This window comes from Saccharothrix ecbatanensis, from assembly GCF_014205015.1.
Classification (GTDB): Bacteria; Actinomycetota; Actinomycetes; order Mycobacteriales; family Pseudonocardiaceae; genus Actinosynnema; species Actinosynnema ecbatanense.
Genome location: NZ_JACHMO010000001.1, coordinates 7201898 through 7218156 on the forward strand (window position 1 = coordinate 7201898; position 16259 = coordinate 7218156).

Sequence of the window (16259 nt, forward strand, 5' to 3'; positions counted from 1 at the left end):
AGATGATGGTGCGCGGAATCGTGCTGGCCTGCGGAAACTCGCAGTCGCCAATGATCACTGACGGTGACCGTTTCGAGGTCCGCCGGGTGGCCACACGGCCGGGAAAGGCCGAAGTAGACCCGATTTTCGCCGATTCGGGTGACAAACGTCTCGTCGTCAACGGTACGGACGCCGACCTCAACGCCGTCGTGCTGAGGCTGCTGCGGACCGAGCGGCTGGCCGACGTCCCGCTCGGGTACGTGCCGACCGACCCGCGTTCGGAGGTGGCCGCGCTGTGGGGCCTGCCGACCGATCCCGGCCGCGCGCTGGACCTCGCCCTGTCCGGTGAGCCCGACCGGGTGCCGCTCGTCCGGGACGACGTCGGCGGCGTGCTCGTCGGCCTCGGCTCGCTCGGTCCGGTGCGCGGTGTCGGGTACGGCGACGACACCGTGGTGCTGCGCGGCCAGGCGAGCCGGGTGGAGGTGACGCCGGACCCGGACGGCGGACCGGGTCTCGTCGTGCGGGTCATCCACAAGCGGCTGTTCGGCCGCAAGGTGACCAGCACGCCGGCGCGCGCGTTCCAGCTCGGCTGCCTGCCCGTGCAGGTGAACTCGGACGGCATCGCGCACCCGCGGCCGATGGGCAAGTGGACCTGGTACCGCCACACGGAGGATTTGCGATTGGTCCGCGGAGTCCAGTGACGGAGGAATTTTCTCCCCCGCCATTCAGGCGTCACTCGAAAGCGTTGTAACCGCAGCAGGATTGACCCAAGGTAATTCCGAAAGCTTCCAACTAGGAAGGTCGGAATTATGTCAACGGTCAACTTAGCCGGGCGATTCCGCTCAGTGCGACTTCCGGCTTTTTCCCTGCTCCTGGCTGGTGTGCTGGCAGTCGGCCTGGCCTCCCCGGCCCAGGCGACGCCGCCGAACATCCCGAGCACCACGACCGCGCTCTCGGAGCTGGCCGCGCTCAGGGTGGCCTCCGAGGGTTCCATGACGGGCTATTCGCGGGACAAGTTCCCGCACTGGATCACCATCTCGGGCGCCTGCAACACGCGGGAGACGGTGCTCAAGCGCGACGGCACGAACGTGGTCACGGATTCCAGCTGCGCCGCCACCTCCGGCCGCTGGTACAGCCCGTACGACGGCGCCACCTGGACGCTCGCGTCCGATGTGGACATCGACCACGTCGTGCCGCTGGCCGAGGCGTGGCGTTCCGGCGCGTCCTCGTGGACCACGTCCCGGCGCCAGTCGTTCGCCAACGACCTGTCCAACCCGCAGCTGATCGCGGTCACCGACAACGTGAACCAGTCCAAGGGCGACCAGGACCCGGCGTTGTGGAAGCCGCCGCTGAGCGGTTACTGGTGCACCTACGCGAAGATGTGGACGCATTCGAAGTACCGCTGGGGTTTGACGGTGAACTCCGCGGAGAAGTCCGCGCTGCAAAGCATGCTCGGGAGGTGCTGACGACCGATGGCTGACCGCTCGTCCCTCTTCGTGGCCGGACCCGGTGGCGTTATGACCGACGAAGTCGGTGTGGTGACCGGAGACCTGGAGCTGCGCACGTCGCTGGTCGACGGCGAGCTGCGCGCGACGGTGCGCTACGAGGGTGCGGAGGAGTGGTACGCCATCACGGGCGCGTCATACCGCCTGGCCGACCCCGCCGAGCAGGACGCCGTGCATGAAGCCGTGCACACCGTCCTGCTCGGCGTCCTGAACCGACCAGAAGGTTGACCCACCCCGCGAGGTCGCGTCGAGCCCGCCGTCTGCGGAGCAGCGGCAATTCAATACGGCGGTAGTGATTCTGCGGCCTCTGCCCGTGATAGACCCGTGGCCTGCAACAGGTCCACCGCCACTGACCGGACCTGGGCCAGCACCACCTTGGTCGAGAAACCCTCGCCGCCCAGCTGGTGCGTAGTGGCCGAGGCCACCGCGTCCCGGACCGCCGCACGGGCCTCCTTCGGCTCGTCACCCCGCGCCAACTCGGTGCGCAGCACGTCCACCGCCGCCGCGTACTGCCGCAGCACGGCGGGCAGCACGTCCGGCATCCGCTCGTCGTCCCGCAACGCCGCCAACGCCCGCCGCGCGAGCACCCTGGTGTTGCGCAGCGCGTAGTCCATCGGCACGGCGGCCGTCTCGTACCGGCCCAGCTCGTGCCGCCGACGCCAGCGGATCGGCGCGATGGTGGCGATCTCGCCGCCGGTCTTCAACGCCGACGCGAACTCGTCCACCGCCTCCTGGCTGGTGCGCAGGCGCGCCAACACCCCGGCGGCCTGCACCGCGTCGTGATCGGCCACCGCCGTCGCCACACCGCGCAACGCCTCGGTCAGCTCGCCGAACACCACCTTCGCCTGCCGTTGCGCCACGGTCAGCGGGTTCGCCGGCAGCAACGCCGTCACCGCGAGCCCGACCAGGCCGCCGATCAGCGCGTCCACCATCCGGTCCAGCCCGCCGCCCTCGCTGGGCGGCAGCAGCGTCGCCACCAGCACCGCCGACGAACCGGACTGGAGCGCGATCACCGCGCCACCGTCCAGCAGCACCGCCGTCGACATCGCCAACGCCACGACGAGCGCGATCTGCCACGGCCCCGAGCCGATCATCGAGATCAGCACGTCACCGACGCCGACGCCGACGGACACGCCGACGACGAGTTCGACGACACGCCGCAGCCGCTGCCCCAGTGACACACCGAGGCAGACGACGGCGGCGATCGGCGCGAAGAACGGGTGCGCGTGGCCGACCACCTCGGTGGCGACCAGCCAGGACAAGCCGGCGGCGAGCGCGGCCTGGCCGATCGGCAAGGCCGTGCTCTGCCACCGCTTCAGCCTGCGCGCGATCTCGTCGCGCACGGCTCCCACCCGGTCAGCTCAGACCGAGAGCGGCGGGCGCCGAGGGGTCGCTGTCGCCGAGGAACTTCTTGCAGCGCTCGTACTCCTCGGTCTCGCCGATCTCGTCGGCCGCACGTGCCAGGGCCGCGAGCGCGCGGAGGAAGCCCTGGTTGGGGCGGTGCGACCACGGCACGGGACCGTGGCCCTTCCACCCCGAACGGCGCAGCTGGTCGAGGCCGCGGTGGTAGCCGGTGCGCGCGTACGCGTAGCCGGCGACCGGGTCGCCGGTCTGCAACGCCCGCTCCGCGAGCAGCGCCCAGGCCTCGCTGAAGTCGGGGTACGCGCGAACGATCTTGGCCGGGTCGGTGCCCGCCTCGGCGGCGGCCTGCGCCTCCGGGCGGTCTGGCAGCAACGTGGGTTCGGGCCCGAGCAGGTTGTCCATGTGGTCAGCTTAGGAAGACCCGGGCCACGGCAGCGACCAGTGCCAGCACCAGCGCGGTCACGATGACACCGGCCACGACCTTCTTGCCCATGAAAGTGCTCCTCGGGTTCTCAGCCGACTCTCAGGGCGGCACCTTGCCGGGCTGAGCCATCCAGAGCAATGAAGCTCACCCGTTCGCATGAAAAACGAGGAAAAGGCCTGGTCACCACGAGCCCTTAGGGGTCGGTCCGCGAAACACCAGGGAGGGTCACCCTTCCAGGGGATCCGATCGAGCCGCATCATGGGCGGGTGAACACGGGGGTAACCAAGCGCGTCGCACATTTCCGCGACCAGTACTGGGAGCGAGGCGAGCCGGGACGCGAGGCGCCGCCCGCTCTCGTCACCGCGCTCTACCAGCTCTGGCTGGTCGGTCTGCTGCTGAAGCTGATCGGCTCGACGTGGGACGTGGCCTGGCACTTCAAGTGGCTGCGCGACGAGCTGGCGCCACCGCACCTGCTCAACACCGCGGGCACGGTGATCGTGGTCGGGCTGACCCTGTTCCACACCTACACGGGCTACGGCGCGGACAAGACCTCGTTGCGGCTGATGCAGGCGGGCACCGGCGTCTTCCTGATCGCGCTGCCCATCGACCTGATCAACCACCGGATCAACGGCCTGGACATCACGTCGTGGAGCGGGTCGCACGCCCTGCTGTACCTGGGCACCGCGATCATGCTGGCCGGCGCGATCCGGGGGTGGATCAAGCTGTACCCGGCCGGCCGGTGGCGGCTGCCCGGCCTGGCCGCGCTGTGGTTCTTCTTCCTGGAGAACATGTGGTTCCCCAACCAGCACCAGGAGTACGGGGTGCTGGAGATCGCCTCCTGGGACCGGGGCGAGCCGTACGCGGAGCCGATCCTGCTCCAGTTCGCGGCCGACCAGATCGGCCGCCCGGTGGACCGCGAGTCGATCGTCCAGTTCTCACTGCCCATCCCGGACTGGGTCTACCCGGTCTGGGGCCTCGTCGCGGCGGCTCTCGTGCTGGTGATCGCACGGCGCACGCTCGGCACGAAGTGGGCCGCGACGGCGGTGGCCGGCGGTTACGTCGCCTTCCGCTGCCTGGCCTGGCCGCTGCTCGCGGGCGCCGACTTCCCGCTGTCCGCCGTGCCGCTGTTCCTGGTGCTCGTCGGCCTCGCCGTGGACGCCGCCCACCTGGGCCGGGTGCCCGCGCCGGTGGCCGCGATCCTCGGCTCGGCGGCCGTCACCGGGCTCGGCTACGGCGGGATCTGGGCGCAGCAGGCGTTGGACGCCGCCCCGCCGATCCTCTACCCGTCGGCGGCGGTGACGTTCGTGGTCCTCGCCGTGCTGTGGGTGCTGGCCGACCGGATCAAGGTGGGGCAGGCCCCCGCACAACCACTGGTGACTGCCTGATTCACCCGAAGGCGACTTCCCCGAAGGATTGATCACGTCAGATCAATCCTTCGGGGGAGTCGAATGCGGACACTTCTACGCACCACGACGGCGGCCGTCGTCGCCGCCGCGCTGCTGACCACGGGCGCCGTCACCGCGTCCGCCACGGACCGGCTCACCGGCCTCGCCGACGGCCTCGTGGCGGCGGGCGCGCCGGGGGTCATCGTCCGGGTGGACAACGGCCGCCGGGTCACCGAGCTGGCCCGCCAGGCGCGCTGGACCGTCCAGGACCACCGCCTGCGCCCGACCGACCAGTTCCGGATGGCGTCGAACACGAAGACGGTGACGGCGACGATCGCCCTCCAGCTCGTCGCCGAGGGCACGCTGGCGCTGGCGGACCCGGTGGAGAAGTGGCTGCCGGGCGCCGTCCCGAACGGCGGGGCGATCACCGTCGAGATGCTGCTCAAGCAGACCAGCGGCCTGTTCGACTACCTCGACGACCCGCGGCTGGTACCGCTCATCATCGGCCGGGAGCAGCACGACTGGCAGCCCGCCGAGCTGGTCGCCGTCGCCGTCGAGCACCCGCCGCTCTTCGCCCCGGGCGAGCGCTGGGACTACAGCAACACGAACTACACGCTCGCCGGCATGGTCCTGGAGAAGGCGTCCGGCCGGACCTACGCCGACCTGGTCGGGCAGCGCGTCATCAGGCCGCTCCGGCTCACCGACACCCGCGTGCCGACCGACGCGACGTTCCCCGGCAGGCACGCGCACGGCTACGAGCCGGACGCCGAGCACCTGGCGCCGCACCTGCCGCCCGGCACGCCTCCGGGCACCGGTTTCGCCGGTCCCGAGCACGACGACCACGTGGACGTCACCGGGATCGACATCAGCCCGGCGTGGGCGGCGGGCGGCATGACGTCCACGGCCCGTGACTGGCAGCGCTTCCAGTCCGCCCTGTTCTCCGGCCGGCTGCTCCCGCGCGAGCAGCTGCGGACCATGCTCGCGACCGTCCCGCAGGACCAGGGCGCCGACCGCTACGGCCTCGGCGTGATGGAGATCAGCACCCCGTGCGGCACGGTTTGGGGCCACACCGGCGGCCTGCCGGGCTACTCCAGCTACAACTTCGCCGACCGCACCGGCGCCCGCACGGTCTCCGTCCTCACCACGAGGATGGAACTCTTCGCCCCTGAGAACACCGCGGCCGAAAAGGCTCTCTTCGAGGCAGCGGTCTGCCGCATGTACTCCTGACAAACGCGCGTACAGCACGTGAAACGGCCCCCTCCGAATCCCGGAGGGGGCCGTTCCAGGTCTCGCGGAACGTCAGCCGGCGATCATGCGGCCGGACGACTTCAGGTGCTCGCACGCCTGCGCGATGCGGGCGGCCATGCCCTGCTCGGCGGCCTTCAGGTACGACCGCGGGTCGTAGGCCTTCTTGTTGCCGACCTCGCCGTCGATCTTCAGCACGCCGTCGTAGTTCGAGAACATGTGACTCACGATCGGCCGGGTGAACGCGTACTGCGTGTCCGTGTCGATGTTCATCTTGATCACGCCGTACGTCAGCGCCTCGTGGATCTCCTCCAGCAGCGAGCCGGAGCCGCCGTGGAAGACCAGGTCGAACGGCTTGGAGCCGGCCGGCAGGCCCAGCTTCTCGGCCACCACGTCCTGACCCTGCTTCAGGATCTCCGGACGCAGCTTCACGTTGCCCGGCTTGTACACGCCGTGCACGTTGCCGAACGTCGCCGCGACCAGGTAGCGGCCCTTCTCACCGGCGCCGAGGGCTTCCACCGTCTTCAGGTAGTCCTCGGGCGAGGTGTACAGCTTCTCGTTGATCTCGTGCGCGACGCCGTCCTCTTCGCCGCCGACGACACCGACCTCGATCTCCAGGATGATCCTGGCCTTGGCGGTGAGGTCGAGCAGCTCCGAAGCGATCTTCAGGTTCTCGTCCAGCGGCACGGCCGAGCCGTCCCACATGTGCGACTGGAACAGCGGGTTGAGCCCGCGGTCCACCCGCTCCTGGCTGACCGCGACGAGCGGGCGCACGTAGCCTTCGAGCTTGTCCTTGGGGCAGTGGTCGGTGTGCAGCGCGATGTTCACCGGGTACTTCTCGGCGACCACGTGCGCGAACTCCGCCAGCGCAACCGCGCCGGTCACCATGTCCTTGACCTTGGTGCCCGAGGCGAACTCGGCACCACCGGTCGAGACCTGGATGATCCCGTCGCTCTCGGCTTCTGCGAAACCACGCAGGGCCGCATTGAGGGTCTCGGACGAGGTGACGTTGATCGCGGGGTAGGCGAACTCGTTCGCCTTCGCGCGGTCGAGCATCTCGGCGTAGACCTCGGGGGTTGCGATGGGCATCGGTGGGTCCTCCTCGGGTGCCCGGAACGCGGTGTCGGCAGCATCCTACGGGCACCGCCCGGCGAGAGAAGTCGATCAACGGCATAGTGGTCCCATGGCGATCGCACGATGGAACGGCGAGATCATCGCCGAGAGCGAGAAGACCGTGGTGGTGGAGGGGAATCACTACTTCCCCCCGGAGTCGGTCCACGCCCAGTACCTCAGGCCGTCGGACACGATCTCGATCTGCCCCTGGAAGGGCACCGCTAGCTACTACACGCTGCACGTGAAGGGCGAGGACAACACCGACGCCGCGTGGTTCTACGCGGAGCCGAGCGCGGAAGCGACGAACATCAAGGGCCATGTCGCGTTCTGGAAGGGCGTCGAGGTCTCCGCGTAGGAGACCGCCCGACCTGTGACCGACTTCACCCTGTTCAGCCGGTGTCCCGACACCGGCATTTAGCCCTGACTGCTCCATTCGGCACGGGCGAGCCGCCGGTTCTAGCTTCGCGGCATGACGAAACTCGGAACCAGCGACCTCGAAGTGTCGCGCCTGTGCCTGGGTGGCAACGTCTTCGGCTGGACCGCCGACGAGGAGACCTCGTTCGCCGTGCTGGACGGGTACGCCCGAGCCGGCGGCACCTTCGTGGACACCGCCGACTCGTACTCGGCGTGGGCGGAGGGCCACTCCGGCGGCGAGTCGGAGACGATCATCGGCAAGTGGCTGCGCAGCTGCGGCAACCGTGACGGGATGGTCGTCGCCACCAAGGTCGGGATGCTCACCGGCATGGACGACCTCAAGGCGGCCACCATCGAGCGGGCCGCCGAGGACTCCCTGCGCCGCCTCGGCGTGGACCACATCGACCTGTACTACGCGCACCGGGACGACCCGGACACGCCGCAGGAGGAGACGCTGGCGGCGTTCGACCGGCTGGTGCGCGCGGGCAAGGTCCGGCACGTCGCCGCGTCCAACTACACCGCAGAGCGCCTCACGTCCGCGCTCGCCGTGTCCGAGCGCGAGGGCTTCGCCAAGTTCGTCGCGCTCCAGCAGGCCTACAACCTGGTCGACCGCTCCTACGAGGGCGAGCTGTCCCGGGCGGTCGCTGACCACGGTCTCTCGTCCGCGCCGTACTGGGGCCTCGCGAAGGGCTTCCTCACCGGCAAGTACCGGCCGGGTGTCGCGGTGGAGAGCGCACGGGCCGTCGGCGCCTCCAAGTACCTGGACGAACGCGGTCTGCGGATCCTCGACGCGGTGGACGAGGTCGCCGGGAACCACGGCACCACGCAGGCGGCGGTCGCGCTGGCGTGGCTGGCCGAGCAGCCCACGGTCGCCGCGCCCATCGCGTCGGCACGCACCGCGGAGCAGCTCGCTGACCTGGTGCCGGCCCTCGACCTGGAGTTGAAGGCGGACGAGATCGCGGCCCTGAGCGCCGCGAGCCGAGTTTAACTCTCCAGTAGCTTACTCACGGTAAGTTGCGTTACGGTGGCCTCCCGGCACAGCAGCCTGAGGAGGCCACCGTGGACGTTGCGGGCAAAGTCGTCCTGATCACCGGCGCGGCGAGGGGCATCGGCGCGGAAGTGGCGCGGCGCCTGGCCGCGAAGGGCGCGAAGCTCGCCCTGGTCGGCCTGGAGGGCGATCGGTTGCGCGAGGTCGCCGAGGAGTGCGGCGGCAGGGCGTGGGAGGCCGACGTCACCGACTGGGCGGCGTTGGAGACCGCGGTGAACGGGGTGGTCGACCACTACGGGGGCATCGACGTCGTCGTGGCCAACGCGGGCATCGCCGCGACGGGCTTCGTCCGCTCGATGGACCCGGCCGCGTTCGAGCGGGTGATCGAGGTCAACCTGCTCGGGGTGTGGCGGACGGTCCGGACGTGCCTGCCGCACCTGATCGCGAGCCGGGGCTACTGCCTGGTGGTGTCGTCGCTGGCGGCGATCGTGCACATTCCCGGCAACGCGGCCTACTCCGCCGCGAAGGCGGGCTGCGAGGCGTTCGCGGACAGCCTGCGGGCCGAGGTGCGGCACCTGGGCGTGGACGTCGGCGTCGCGTACTTCTCGTGGATCTCCACCGACATGGTCGAAAGCGCCGACAAGCACCCGGTGTTCGGGCCCCTGCGCAGTGCGATGCCGGGGCCGGCGGGCCGGAAGTACCCGGTGTCCGACGTCGGCAAGGCCGTGGTCCGGGGCATCACGCGGCGGTCCAGGGCGGTGCACGTGCCGGGTTGGGTCGGCGGCCTGAAGCTGTTCCGGGCGTTCACGCCGAAGGTGGTCGACCGGCAGTCGACCAAGTCGGTGGCGGCCGCCGACCGGGAGATGGCGGCGAACGACCTGTCCGGTCTGGTCGGACCGGGCGGCTCCGCCGCTTCCGCCGCTTCCGCCGCGAAGAACTCCGACCCGGCCGCTTAGGTCCGGGCGCGCTCATCTCCGGGCGCTTGGATCCCTCGCGCGCTCAGACCCAGGCGCCCATCAACGTCTGCCACTCGTGCACGCGCGTCTCGGCGATCACGCCGGCGGCCGTGTACGGGTCGGCGGCGATGATTTCCCGCAACTCGTCCTCGTCCGCCGCCTCGTAGACCAGCAGGGCGCCGGTCTGGTCCGCGTAGGGGCCCGAGACGAGCAGCGCACCCCGTTCCACCAGCGACGCCAGGTACTCCCGGTGCGCGGGCCGGACCTCCAGCCGCGCGCCCTCGTCGTGCCCGTAAACCAACTCGACCGCGAACCTGGCCATCGAAACCTCGTCTCCGTTGTGCAGCGCCGCGCCGAAGCTACCCGGCGAGGAGGTAACGTCACGTTCGTGGTCGGTCCGGAGGCGAACAGCGGCGGCATCGCGCGTGTGCAGGACACGCTGACGAACCTGCGCATCCAGGACGGCGCGGCCCCGGCCCCGACCGGCCCGCTGACGCTGGAAGACCTGTACCGCCAGCACCGGATGCGGTTGGTCAGGCTGGCGCTGCTGCTGGTCGACGAGCCGGCGACGGCGGAGGACGTGGTGCAGGAGGCGTTCACCGGCCTGCACCGGAACTGGTCCAACCTGCGGGACGCGCAGGCGGCCGTCGGCTACCTGCGGACAGCGGTGGTCAACGGGTCGCGCAGCGTGCTCCGGCGCCGCAAGACGGCCCGCGACTACACCCCGCCGCACGTGGCCAACGCGAGGTCGGCGGAAAGCCTCGCCATGCTCACCGCCGAGCACCAGGCGGTGGTGGCGGCGCTGTCCCAGTTGCCGCCGAGGCAGCGTGAAGTGCTCGTGCTGCGGTACTACGGCGACCTGTCCGAGGCGGAGATCGCCGAGGCCACCGGCATCAGCAAGGGCACCGTGAAGAGCACCGCCAGCCGTGCCCTGGACGCCCTCCAGAAGATCATGGCCGGCCGCTGACCCGGTAACGCCTGCCAGGGGTCCCCTCGATCGGGGATCCCCTCGCGGCATAGCCAACCACAAGGGTCGGACGTTGCGCGGCTGCGAACGCGCGCCTGTGGATAACTCCCGTTGCGGCGTTCCCGCGCGCTGACGGCACTGCCCACCGCGGCCTTCCAGACCCTTCCGACGCCACCCGTCTCGACGTGTGCCGCCGCACTGGACTAGCCCAATCCGCTACTTGGTATAGACCAATGGCGGTCGCATGCCGCACTATCGGTCCTCGTGGCGCGCACTAGACACGTAATAGCCGTCGACGTAGGCGGAACCGAGACCAAGGCCGCTCTGGTCACCGGCACCCCCACCGGGGTGCGGCCGGTGAAGCAGCAGCGCCGTCCCACCAGGCACGGCGGCGACGCCGTGGTCGAGGACGTCACCGCCTTGGTCGACGAACTGCGCTCCGCGTCCGAACACCCCGTCGACGCGATCGGCGTGGTGGTGCCGGGCATCGTGGACGACGCCACCGGCACCGGCGTCTACTCGGCGAACCTGGGCTGGCGGAACTACCCGTTCAGGTCACGCCTGGAGGCGAGCACCAACCTGCCCACCGCCTTCGGCCACGACGTCCGCGCCGCCGCCCTGGCCGAACTCCGCCAGGGCGGTGCCCAAGGCCTGCTCAACGCGGTGATCATGCCGATCGGCACCGGTATCGCCGCCGCGCTCGTCCTGGACGGCCGGGTCTCCACCGCGCCGGGCGAGATCGGGCACGTGGACGTCGGCCACGGCGACCCGTGCGGCTGCGGGCAGACGGGGTGCGTGGAGGCGAGGGCGAGCAGCGCGGCCATCGCCCGCCGCTACACCCAGCGGACCGGACGGCCCGTCAAGGGCGCCGCGGACGTAGCCCGGCTGCTCGATTCGGGCGACACGGACGCGGCGGCGGTGTGGGGAGAGGCCGTGGACGCGCTGGCTAAGGGCATCCTGCTGCTAGCCGCATTGTTGGGACCGGAAGCCGTGGTGCTGGGCGGTGGCCTGGCACTGGCGGGCCCGTTGCTGACGGACCCGCTGGGCGGACGACTGGACGAGTTGACCACGTTCCAGCGACGCCCGGAACTGCGGCCGGCGGCGTTGGGCGACGAGGCCGGGTGCCTCGGAGCCGCGCTGCTGGCCATCGACATGCTGGAGGACAGATGAGCACGTGGGGTGGACCCGTGGACGTGACCCTGACCGGTGGTCGGGTCGTCACGCCCGACGGGGTGCTCGAACAGGGGTGGGTCGCGGTGCGCGACGGCCTGATCGCGGCCGTCGGCGACGGGGTGGCGCCGGACGGCCCGACCCGTGACGTGAACGGGGGGTGGCTGGTACCGGGCTTCGTCGACATCCACTGCCACGGTGGCGGCGGTGAGGCGTTCACCAGCGCCGACCCGGCCCGGGTGATCAAGGCGGCGAACGCGCACCGCAGGCACGGCACCACCACCATGCTCGCCAGCCTGGTGTCCCGACCGATCCCGGAACTGGCCGACCAGGTCAAGGCGCTGACCGAACTCGTGCGGGACGGCGTCGTCGCCGGCATCCACCTGGAGGGGCCGTTCCTGTCCGCCGCACGCTGCGGCGCGCACGACCCGGCCATCCTGTGCCCGCCGGACCGGGCGTCGATCGACCGGCTGCTCGACGCGGGCGACAACACCGTCCGGATGATCACCGTCGCACCCGAGCTCGAACACGGGGTGGACGCGGTACGCCACCTGGTGGAAAGCGGTGTCCTGGCCGCGATCGGCCACACCGACGCGACCGAGGCGCAGATCCGCCCGGCGGTCGAGGCCGGCGCGACCGTCGCCACCCACCTGTTCAACGGGATGCGCCCGCTGCACCACCGCGAGCCCGGCCCGATCGGCGCGCTCCTGGACGACGAGCGCGTCACCGTCGAGCTGATCTGCGACCTGGTGCACCTGCACCCGACCGCCGTCCGCCTGGCCGCACGGCACGCGGGCGTCGGGCGGACGGTCCTGGTCACGGACGCGATAGCGGCGGCGGGCGTGGGCGACGGCGTCTACGACGTGGGTGGCCTGGAAGTGCGGGTGGTGGACGGTGTGCCGACGCTCGCCGGCGGCGCGGCCCTCGCGGGCAGCACGCTGACCATGGACGCCGCGTTCCGCAACGCGGTCCAGTCGTGCGGCCTCACCATCGAGGAGGCCGTGCACGCCACGTCCACCCGGCCGGCGCGGCTGCTCGGCCTGGAGGAGCAGACCGGTGAGCTGCGGGCGGGTCTGGCGGCGGACATCGTCGTGCTGGACCCCGAGCTGAAGCCGCGCGAGGTCATGGCCAGGGGCGCGTGGGTAGCCTCGGGTGGAGCAGGCGTCCAGGTGAAGGACTGAGAGACCGATCACGTGCCAGATGACCACGAGAAGCTGGTGGCCGACGCCCTCCGCGCGCAGGCCACCAGCTCCGGCGCGCACCCGCACCAGCCCGTCCGCGAGGCCCGCCCGTCGCTCGGCGCGGGGTGGGTGCTGTTGCTCGCGGTGCTCCTGGGACTGGCGGCCGGCACGGTCGTCGCGGTGATTACGCTCAGTTGATGCCTGTAACGTGGTCGCCGTGACGGTCGCGCCCACTTCCACGGTTGCCCTCGGCCCGGACTGGCTGGACCCGCAGATCCTGCTCCAAGGACTCGGGCCCTACATGCTGGTCGGCCTGTGCTTCATCATCTTCGCGGAATGCGGCCTGCTGGTGGGCTTCTTCCTGCCCGGCGACTCGCTGCTGTTCACCGCGGGCCTGTTCGTGTCCACCGGGTTGATGGACTACCCGTTGTGGCTGGTGTGCGTGCTGCTCACGGTGTGCGCGCTGGTGGGCAACGTGGTCGGCTACTGGATCGGCTACCGGGCCGGCCCGGCGCTGTTCAGCAGGCCCGAGTCGAAGATCTTCAAGAAGGAGTACGTCGAGAAGACGCAGGAGTTCTTCGAGCGGTACGGCGCCCGCGCGATCGTGATGGCCCGGTTCGTGCCGATCGTGCGGACGTTCATCACCGCGATGGCGGGCGTGGGCAGGATGGACCAGCGCCGGTACTTCACGTACTCGCTCATCGGCGGCATCGTGTGGGCCGCGGGCCTCACGGTGCTGGGCTACTTCCTCGGCCAGATCCAGTTCGTGCGCGACCAGCTCGAAGTGATCGTCGTCCTGATCGCGTTCCTCTCGATCGTCCCGATCATCATCGAGGTGATCAAGTCGCGCCGGGAGAAGAAGGCGCTGCTCGCCCAGGAGGCGGACGACATCACCCAGATCATCGACATGGTGGACGACCGGATGGACGAGACCCAGCAGATCAAGCGGATCGACTAGCGCTCCGGCTCGAACATCGAGCCGGGTTGCACCGATGATGCCTGTCATGCGCTCGAACCATGGTCGTGGGACTCAGGTGGGATGTCCTGCCATAGCGAACGGCCCCCGGCGTCCGAAGATGCCAGGGGTCGCTACGTTCGCACCGGGGTGCGCGCCGTTCTAGCCATCGCGCCGGGCGGTCCGCGCCACCGTGAGGAACGCATCGAACTTCTCCGGCGCGAACGACAGGGTCGGCCCTGGGTGCTTGCTGTCGCGCACCGCTGCACGCCTCGCGCTGCGGTCCACCTCTACGCAGTCGGACGTCGAGCCGGACCTAGTCGACTTCCTCCACCGCGTTCCGTCCATCCGCTCGGCCCTCCATCGCCTCGGCCATCGCGACGATGACCCGGAGCGATTCTGTCTCGGTCATCGAAACAGCGAGCAGCCGGGTTGCGGCGAGATCGGCGCGCTGCTCGGCCGCCTGGGCACCGCCCCGCCCACCCGCGACCGGATCCTCGCCATCGCCCGGCGAGCCCGCCACCGGCAGCTTCATGCGACTGCACGGCCCCGCCCCGGACACCCTGGTCGCCCTGGCGTTGCACGAGCGGATGGCGCGGACCATCACCGGCTACGAACCGTTCACCGTCCCCAGCCTGGCCCAGACCGAGGACTACGCCCGCGCCCTGACCGGTGACAGCGCGATCGCCGCCGCCCGGATCGCCCGACAGGAGGCGCTTCACACCCTCAACCGGCCGGACACCGTCCTTTACGTCCTCGAGGCCGCAGTGCGCGGGGTGGTCGGCGGCCCGGCGGTCATGCGGGACCAGATGCTGCGACTGGCCATGATGTGCGAGACGACACGGGTCACGCCGCGACTCGTCCCGATGGATGCCCCGTTCGACGATGCCGTCGTGCGCAACGGCGCACTACTGACCTTCACAGAGCCGATCAAGCCGTTGGCCTACGCGGAAACCGACACCGCAACCGTGTTCCACGAGGCCCCACAGATCGTCGCCCACTACGAGACGAAGATGCGGCGTCTCGATGCGCTGGCGTTGCCACCGGCCCAATCCAGGGCGATCTTCACCCACTGGGCCGACGTGTACGACCGCCTCGTGTGAAGTATCCGTCCCGCCGGCTCTACGCAAGGGCGCCAACGGTGCCTCATGGACACCTTCACGGTCCACGAGGCTCGTTCAGTCAACGTCTCAGGTCACAACAGCTCGAACATCGAGCCGGGGTTGAACAGGTTCTCCGGGTCCAGCGCGCGCTTGATCCCGCGGTGGACCCGCAGGCCGACCGGCCCGATCTCCTTGGCCAGCCACTCGCGCTTGATCTTGCCGACGCCGTGCTCGCCGGTGATCGTGCCGCCGAGCGCGAGCCCCAACCCCAGGATCTCGTCGAACGCCCGCTGCGCCCTGGCGAACTCGTCCGCCGACGACGGGTCGTAGACGATCGTCGGGTGCATGTTGCCGTCACCGGCGTGCCCGACCACCGCGATCCGCAGCCCGACCGACTCGCTGATCCGCTCGCACCCGGCGATCAGGTCGGCGATCCTGGTCCGCGGCACGCACACGTCGTCGGTGAGCCACGCCCCGTAGACCTCCAGCGCGGTCAGCACGGCCCGCCGCGCGGTCAGCAGGTCACGGCCCTCGCTCAGGTCCTCGGTCGCGTAGACGAGATCCGCGCCCGCCGCCACGCACGCCTGCTCGATCGCGGCCAGTTCCCGGCGCCCGGCCTCACCACCCGAGTCGGACTGGCAGAGCAGGAGCGCCGCGTCGGCGTTCAGGTCGGTCTTGAGGTACTGCTCGACGGCCTTGATGGACGTCCGGTCCATGATCTCCATCAACGACGGCACGATGCCCTCGGTCACCACCCGGCTCACCGCCACGCCGGCGGCGGCCGTGCTGCCGAACGCGGCCACCAACGTCGCCGGAGCCTGCGGCAACGGCCGCAACGCCAGGGTCGCGCGGGTGATCACGCCGAGGGTGCCCTCGCTGCCGACGAACAGCTTGGTCAGGTCGTACCCGGCCACGCCCTTGACGGTCCGCCGGCCGGTCCGCAGCAGCTCGCCGTCCGCCAGCACCACGTCCAGCCCGAGCACCGAGTCCGTGGTGACGCCGTACTTCACGCAGCACAGCCCGCCGGCGTTGGTGGAGAGGTTCCCGCCGATCGTGCACCAGTCGTAGCTGGACGGGTCCGGCGGGTAGAACAGCCCGTGCTTCTCCACCGCGTCACGCAGGTCGAGGTTCACCACACCGGGCTCGACCACGGCCAGCCGGTTGTCCGGGTCGATCTCCAGGATGGCGTTCATCTTCGTGGTCACCAGGACCACGCAGCCCTCGACGGCGTTCGCGGCGCCCGACAGGCCACTGCCCGCCCCGCGCGGCACGATCGGCGTCCGGGCCGCCGCACACGCCCGGACCACCGCCTGGACCTGCTCGGTCGACGTCGGCAGCACGACGGCAAGCGGCTGCCCGTGAGGCGCCAACGGCATCATGTCGCGCCGGTAGCTCGCGGTGACGTCGACGTCGGTCAGCACCGCGCCGGCGCCGACGGCGGTGCGAAGTTCGGCGAGCAGGGGCTCCATCCGTCCACGCTAACCCCGGAACGGCGATGGCTCCAGCACGTGT

At 70.5% G+C, this 16259-nt stretch carries 21 protein-coding genes; 14 read left to right on the forward strand and 7 right to left on the reverse strand.

From position 1 onward, the window contains the following. Positions 1-2: 2 nt before the first annotated feature. The 3 genes from F4560_RS31225 (at position 3) to F4560_RS31235 (ending at position 1712) form a co-directional block, all read left to right on the forward strand. On the forward strand, positions 3-680 hold the full coding sequence (locus F4560_RS31225) for a hypothetical protein (protein ID WP_376775432.1): 678 nt from the start codon (positions 3-5) through the stop codon (positions 678-680). 108 nt (positions 681-788) lie between these two features. Further along, complete coding sequence (locus tag F4560_RS31230) at positions 789-1445, forward strand: HNH endonuclease family protein (protein WP_184926223.1); 657 nt, start codon at positions 789-791, stop codon at positions 1443-1445. Between the two features lie 51 nt (positions 1446-1496). Continuing rightward, positions 1497-1712, forward strand: a complete 216-nt coding sequence (locus F4560_RS31235; protein ID WP_246477905.1) for a hypothetical protein — start codon at positions 1497-1499, stop codon at positions 1710-1712. A gap of 50 nt (positions 1713-1762) precedes the next feature. On the opposite strand, the gene F4560_RS31240 is transcribed toward F4560_RS31235, so the two are convergent. Both F4560_RS31240 and F4560_RS31245 read right to left on the reverse strand, forming a co-directional pair. Next, the gene (locus F4560_RS31240) at positions 1763-2827 is read right to left on the reverse strand and encodes an FUSC family protein (RefSeq protein ID WP_312869585.1); all 1065 of its coding nucleotides are present in this window, start codon (positions 2825-2827) and stop codon (positions 1763-1765) included. A gap of 13 nt (positions 2828-2840) precedes the next feature. Beyond that, positions 2841-3248, reverse strand: coding sequence for a DUF3151 domain-containing protein (locus F4560_RS31245; RefSeq protein ID WP_184926229.1), 408 nt, complete (start codon positions 3246-3248; stop codon positions 2841-2843). A gap of 288 nt (positions 3249-3536) precedes the next feature. Here F4560_RS31245 and F4560_RS31250 point away from each other — a divergent pair, with 288 nt between their 5' ends. Together F4560_RS31250 and F4560_RS31255 are read left to right on the forward strand one after the other, a co-directional pair. After that, entirely contained in the window at positions 3537-4655 is a 1119-nt protein-coding gene (locus F4560_RS31250; protein ID WP_184926231.1) for a hypothetical protein, read from the forward strand. A gap of 63 nt (positions 4656-4718) precedes the next feature. After that, a complete protein-coding gene (locus F4560_RS31255; protein ID WP_184926233.1) occupies positions 4719-5882 on the forward strand; it encodes a serine hydrolase domain-containing protein in 1164 nt (387 codons plus the stop codon). Positions 5883-5954: 72 nt separating this feature from the next. Here the strand turns inward: F4560_RS31255 and fbaA are convergent, their stop codons facing one another. Continuing rightward, a complete protein-coding gene (gene fbaA / locus F4560_RS31260) occupies positions 5955-6989 on the reverse strand; it encodes a class II fructose-bisphosphate aldolase (protein ID WP_184926235.1) in 1035 nt (344 codons plus the stop codon). A 94-nt stretch (positions 6990-7083) separates the two neighbouring features. On the opposite strand from fbaA, the gene F4560_RS31265 reads away from it, so the two are divergent. The 3 genes from F4560_RS31265 to F4560_RS31275 all read left to right on the forward strand — a co-directional run bounded on the left by F4560_RS31265 (position 7084) and on the right by F4560_RS31275 (position 9371). Beyond that, positions 7084-7368: a DUF427 domain-containing protein gene (locus tag F4560_RS31265; RefSeq protein WP_184926237.1), complete on the forward strand. Its 285-nt coding sequence runs from the start codon at positions 7084-7086 to the stop codon at positions 7366-7368. Between the two features lie 114 nt (positions 7369-7482). Then, on the forward strand, positions 7483-8415 hold the full coding sequence (locus F4560_RS31270) for an aldo/keto reductase (RefSeq protein ID WP_184926240.1): 933 nt from the start codon (positions 7483-7485) through the stop codon (positions 8413-8415). Between the two features lie 71 nt (positions 8416-8486). Beyond that, positions 8487-9371: an SDR family oxidoreductase gene (locus F4560_RS31275; RefSeq protein WP_312869586.1), complete on the forward strand. Its 885-nt coding sequence runs from the start codon at positions 8487-8489 to the stop codon at positions 9369-9371. Between the two features lie 43 nt (positions 9372-9414). On the opposite strand, the gene F4560_RS31280 is transcribed toward F4560_RS31275, so the two are convergent. Then, positions 9415-9693 (reverse strand): YciI family protein, encoded by a 279-nt coding sequence (locus F4560_RS31280; RefSeq protein ID WP_184926244.1) that lies wholly within the window; start codon positions 9691-9693, stop codon positions 9415-9417. A 66-nt stretch (positions 9694-9759) separates the two neighbouring features. On the opposite strand from F4560_RS31280, the gene F4560_RS31285 reads away from it, so the two are divergent. The 5 genes from F4560_RS31285 (at position 9760) to F4560_RS31305 (ending at position 13647) form a co-directional block, all read left to right on the forward strand. Next, on the forward strand, positions 9760-10338 hold the full coding sequence (locus F4560_RS31285; protein WP_184926246.1) for a SigE family RNA polymerase sigma factor: 579 nt from the start codon (positions 9760-9762) through the stop codon (positions 10336-10338). A gap of 264 nt (positions 10339-10602) precedes the next feature. Then, on the forward strand, positions 10603-11508 hold the full coding sequence (locus F4560_RS31290) for an ROK family protein (RefSeq protein ID WP_184926248.1): 906 nt from the start codon (positions 10603-10605) through the stop codon (positions 11506-11508). Further along, entirely contained in the window at positions 11505-12689 is a 1185-nt protein-coding gene (gene nagA / locus F4560_RS31295) for an N-acetylglucosamine-6-phosphate deacetylase (protein ID WP_184926250.1), read from the forward strand. The genes F4560_RS31290 and nagA overlap by 4 nt, the downstream gene beginning before the upstream one ends. Positions 12690-12701: 12 nt before the next feature. Then, positions 12702-12887 (forward strand): hypothetical protein, encoded by a 186-nt coding sequence (locus tag F4560_RS31300; RefSeq protein WP_184926252.1) that lies wholly within the window; start codon positions 12702-12704, stop codon positions 12885-12887. Between the two features lie 10 nt (positions 12888-12897). Then, positions 12898-13647, forward strand: a complete 750-nt coding sequence (locus F4560_RS31305; protein ID WP_184926255.1) for a DedA family protein — start codon at positions 12898-12900, stop codon at positions 13645-13647. A 159-nt stretch (positions 13648-13806) separates the two neighbouring features. Here F4560_RS31305 and F4560_RS31310 read toward each other — a convergent pair whose 3' ends face one another. Beyond that, a complete protein-coding gene (locus tag F4560_RS31310) occupies positions 13807-13992 on the reverse strand; it encodes a DUF397 domain-containing protein (RefSeq protein WP_184926257.1) in 186 nt (61 codons plus the stop codon). Then, entirely contained in the window at positions 13961-14179 is a 219-nt protein-coding gene (locus tag F4560_RS31315; protein ID WP_184926259.1) for a hypothetical protein, read from the reverse strand. The genes F4560_RS31310 and F4560_RS31315 overlap by 32 nt, the downstream gene beginning before the upstream one ends. On the opposite strand from F4560_RS31315, the gene F4560_RS31320 reads away from it, so the two are divergent. Continuing rightward, positions 14178-14747, forward strand: a complete 570-nt coding sequence (locus F4560_RS31320; RefSeq protein ID WP_184926261.1) for a DUF5753 domain-containing protein — start codon at positions 14178-14180, stop codon at positions 14745-14747. The two genes, F4560_RS31315 and F4560_RS31320, sit on opposite strands and share 2 nt — an antisense overlap. Positions 14748-14839: 92 nt before the next feature. Here the strand turns inward: F4560_RS31320 and F4560_RS31325 are convergent, their stop codons facing one another. Beyond that, positions 14840-16216 (reverse strand): FAD-binding oxidoreductase, encoded by a 1377-nt coding sequence (locus F4560_RS31325; RefSeq protein WP_184926263.1) that lies wholly within the window; start codon positions 16214-16216, stop codon positions 14840-14842. Between the last annotated feature and the right edge of the window lie 43 nt (positions 16217-16259).

Bases quoted from the DNA above. Each gene is read 5' to 3' on its own strand.
- F4560_RS31225 (WP_376775432.1), top strand. From the start codon at position 3: ATGATGGTGCGCGGAATCGTGCTGGCCTGCGGAAACTCGCAGTCGCCA.
- F4560_RS31325 (WP_184926263.1), bottom strand. From the start codon at position 16,216: ATGGAGCCCCTGCTCGCCGAACTTCGCACCGCCGTCGGCGCCGGCGCG.
- F4560_RS31245 (WP_184926229.1), bottom strand. From the start codon at position 3,248: ATGGACAACCTGCTCGGGCCCGAACCCACGTTGCTGCCAGACCGCCCG.
- F4560_RS31230 (WP_184926223.1), top strand. From the start codon at position 789: ATGTCAACGGTCAACTTAGCCGGGCGATTCCGCTCAGTGCGACTTCCG.
- F4560_RS31280 (WP_184926244.1), bottom strand. From the start codon at position 9,693: ATGGCCAGGTTCGCGGTCGAGTTGGTTTACGGGCACGACGAGGGCGCG.
- F4560_RS31235 (WP_246477905.1), top strand. From the start codon at position 1,497: ATGACCGACGAAGTCGGTGTGGTGACCGGAGACCTGGAGCTGCGCACG.
- F4560_RS31270 (WP_184926240.1), top strand. From the start codon at position 7,483: ATGACGAAACTCGGAACCAGCGACCTCGAAGTGTCGCGCCTGTGCCTG.
- nagA (WP_184926250.1), top strand. From the start codon at position 11,505: ATGAGCACGTGGGGTGGACCCGTGGACGTGACCCTGACCGGTGGTCGG.
- F4560_RS31315 (WP_184926259.1), bottom strand. From the start codon at position 14,179: ATGAAGCTGCCGGTGGCGGGCTCGCCGGGCGATGGCGAGGATCCGGTC.
- fbaA (WP_184926235.1), bottom strand. From the start codon at position 6,989: ATGCCCATCGCAACCCCCGAGGTCTACGCCGAGATGCTCGACCGCGCG.
- F4560_RS31310 (WP_184926257.1), bottom strand. From the start codon at position 13,992: ATGGACGGAACGCGGTGGAGGAAGTCGACTAGGTCCGGCTCGACGTCC.
- F4560_RS31255 (WP_184926233.1), top strand. From the start codon at position 4,719: ATGCGGACACTTCTACGCACCACGACGGCGGCCGTCGTCGCCGCCGCG.
- F4560_RS31265 (WP_184926237.1), top strand. From the start codon at position 7,084: ATGGCGATCGCACGATGGAACGGCGAGATCATCGCCGAGAGCGAGAAG.
- F4560_RS31320 (WP_184926261.1), top strand. From the start codon at position 14,178: ATGCGACTGCACGGCCCCGCCCCGGACACCCTGGTCGCCCTGGCGTTG.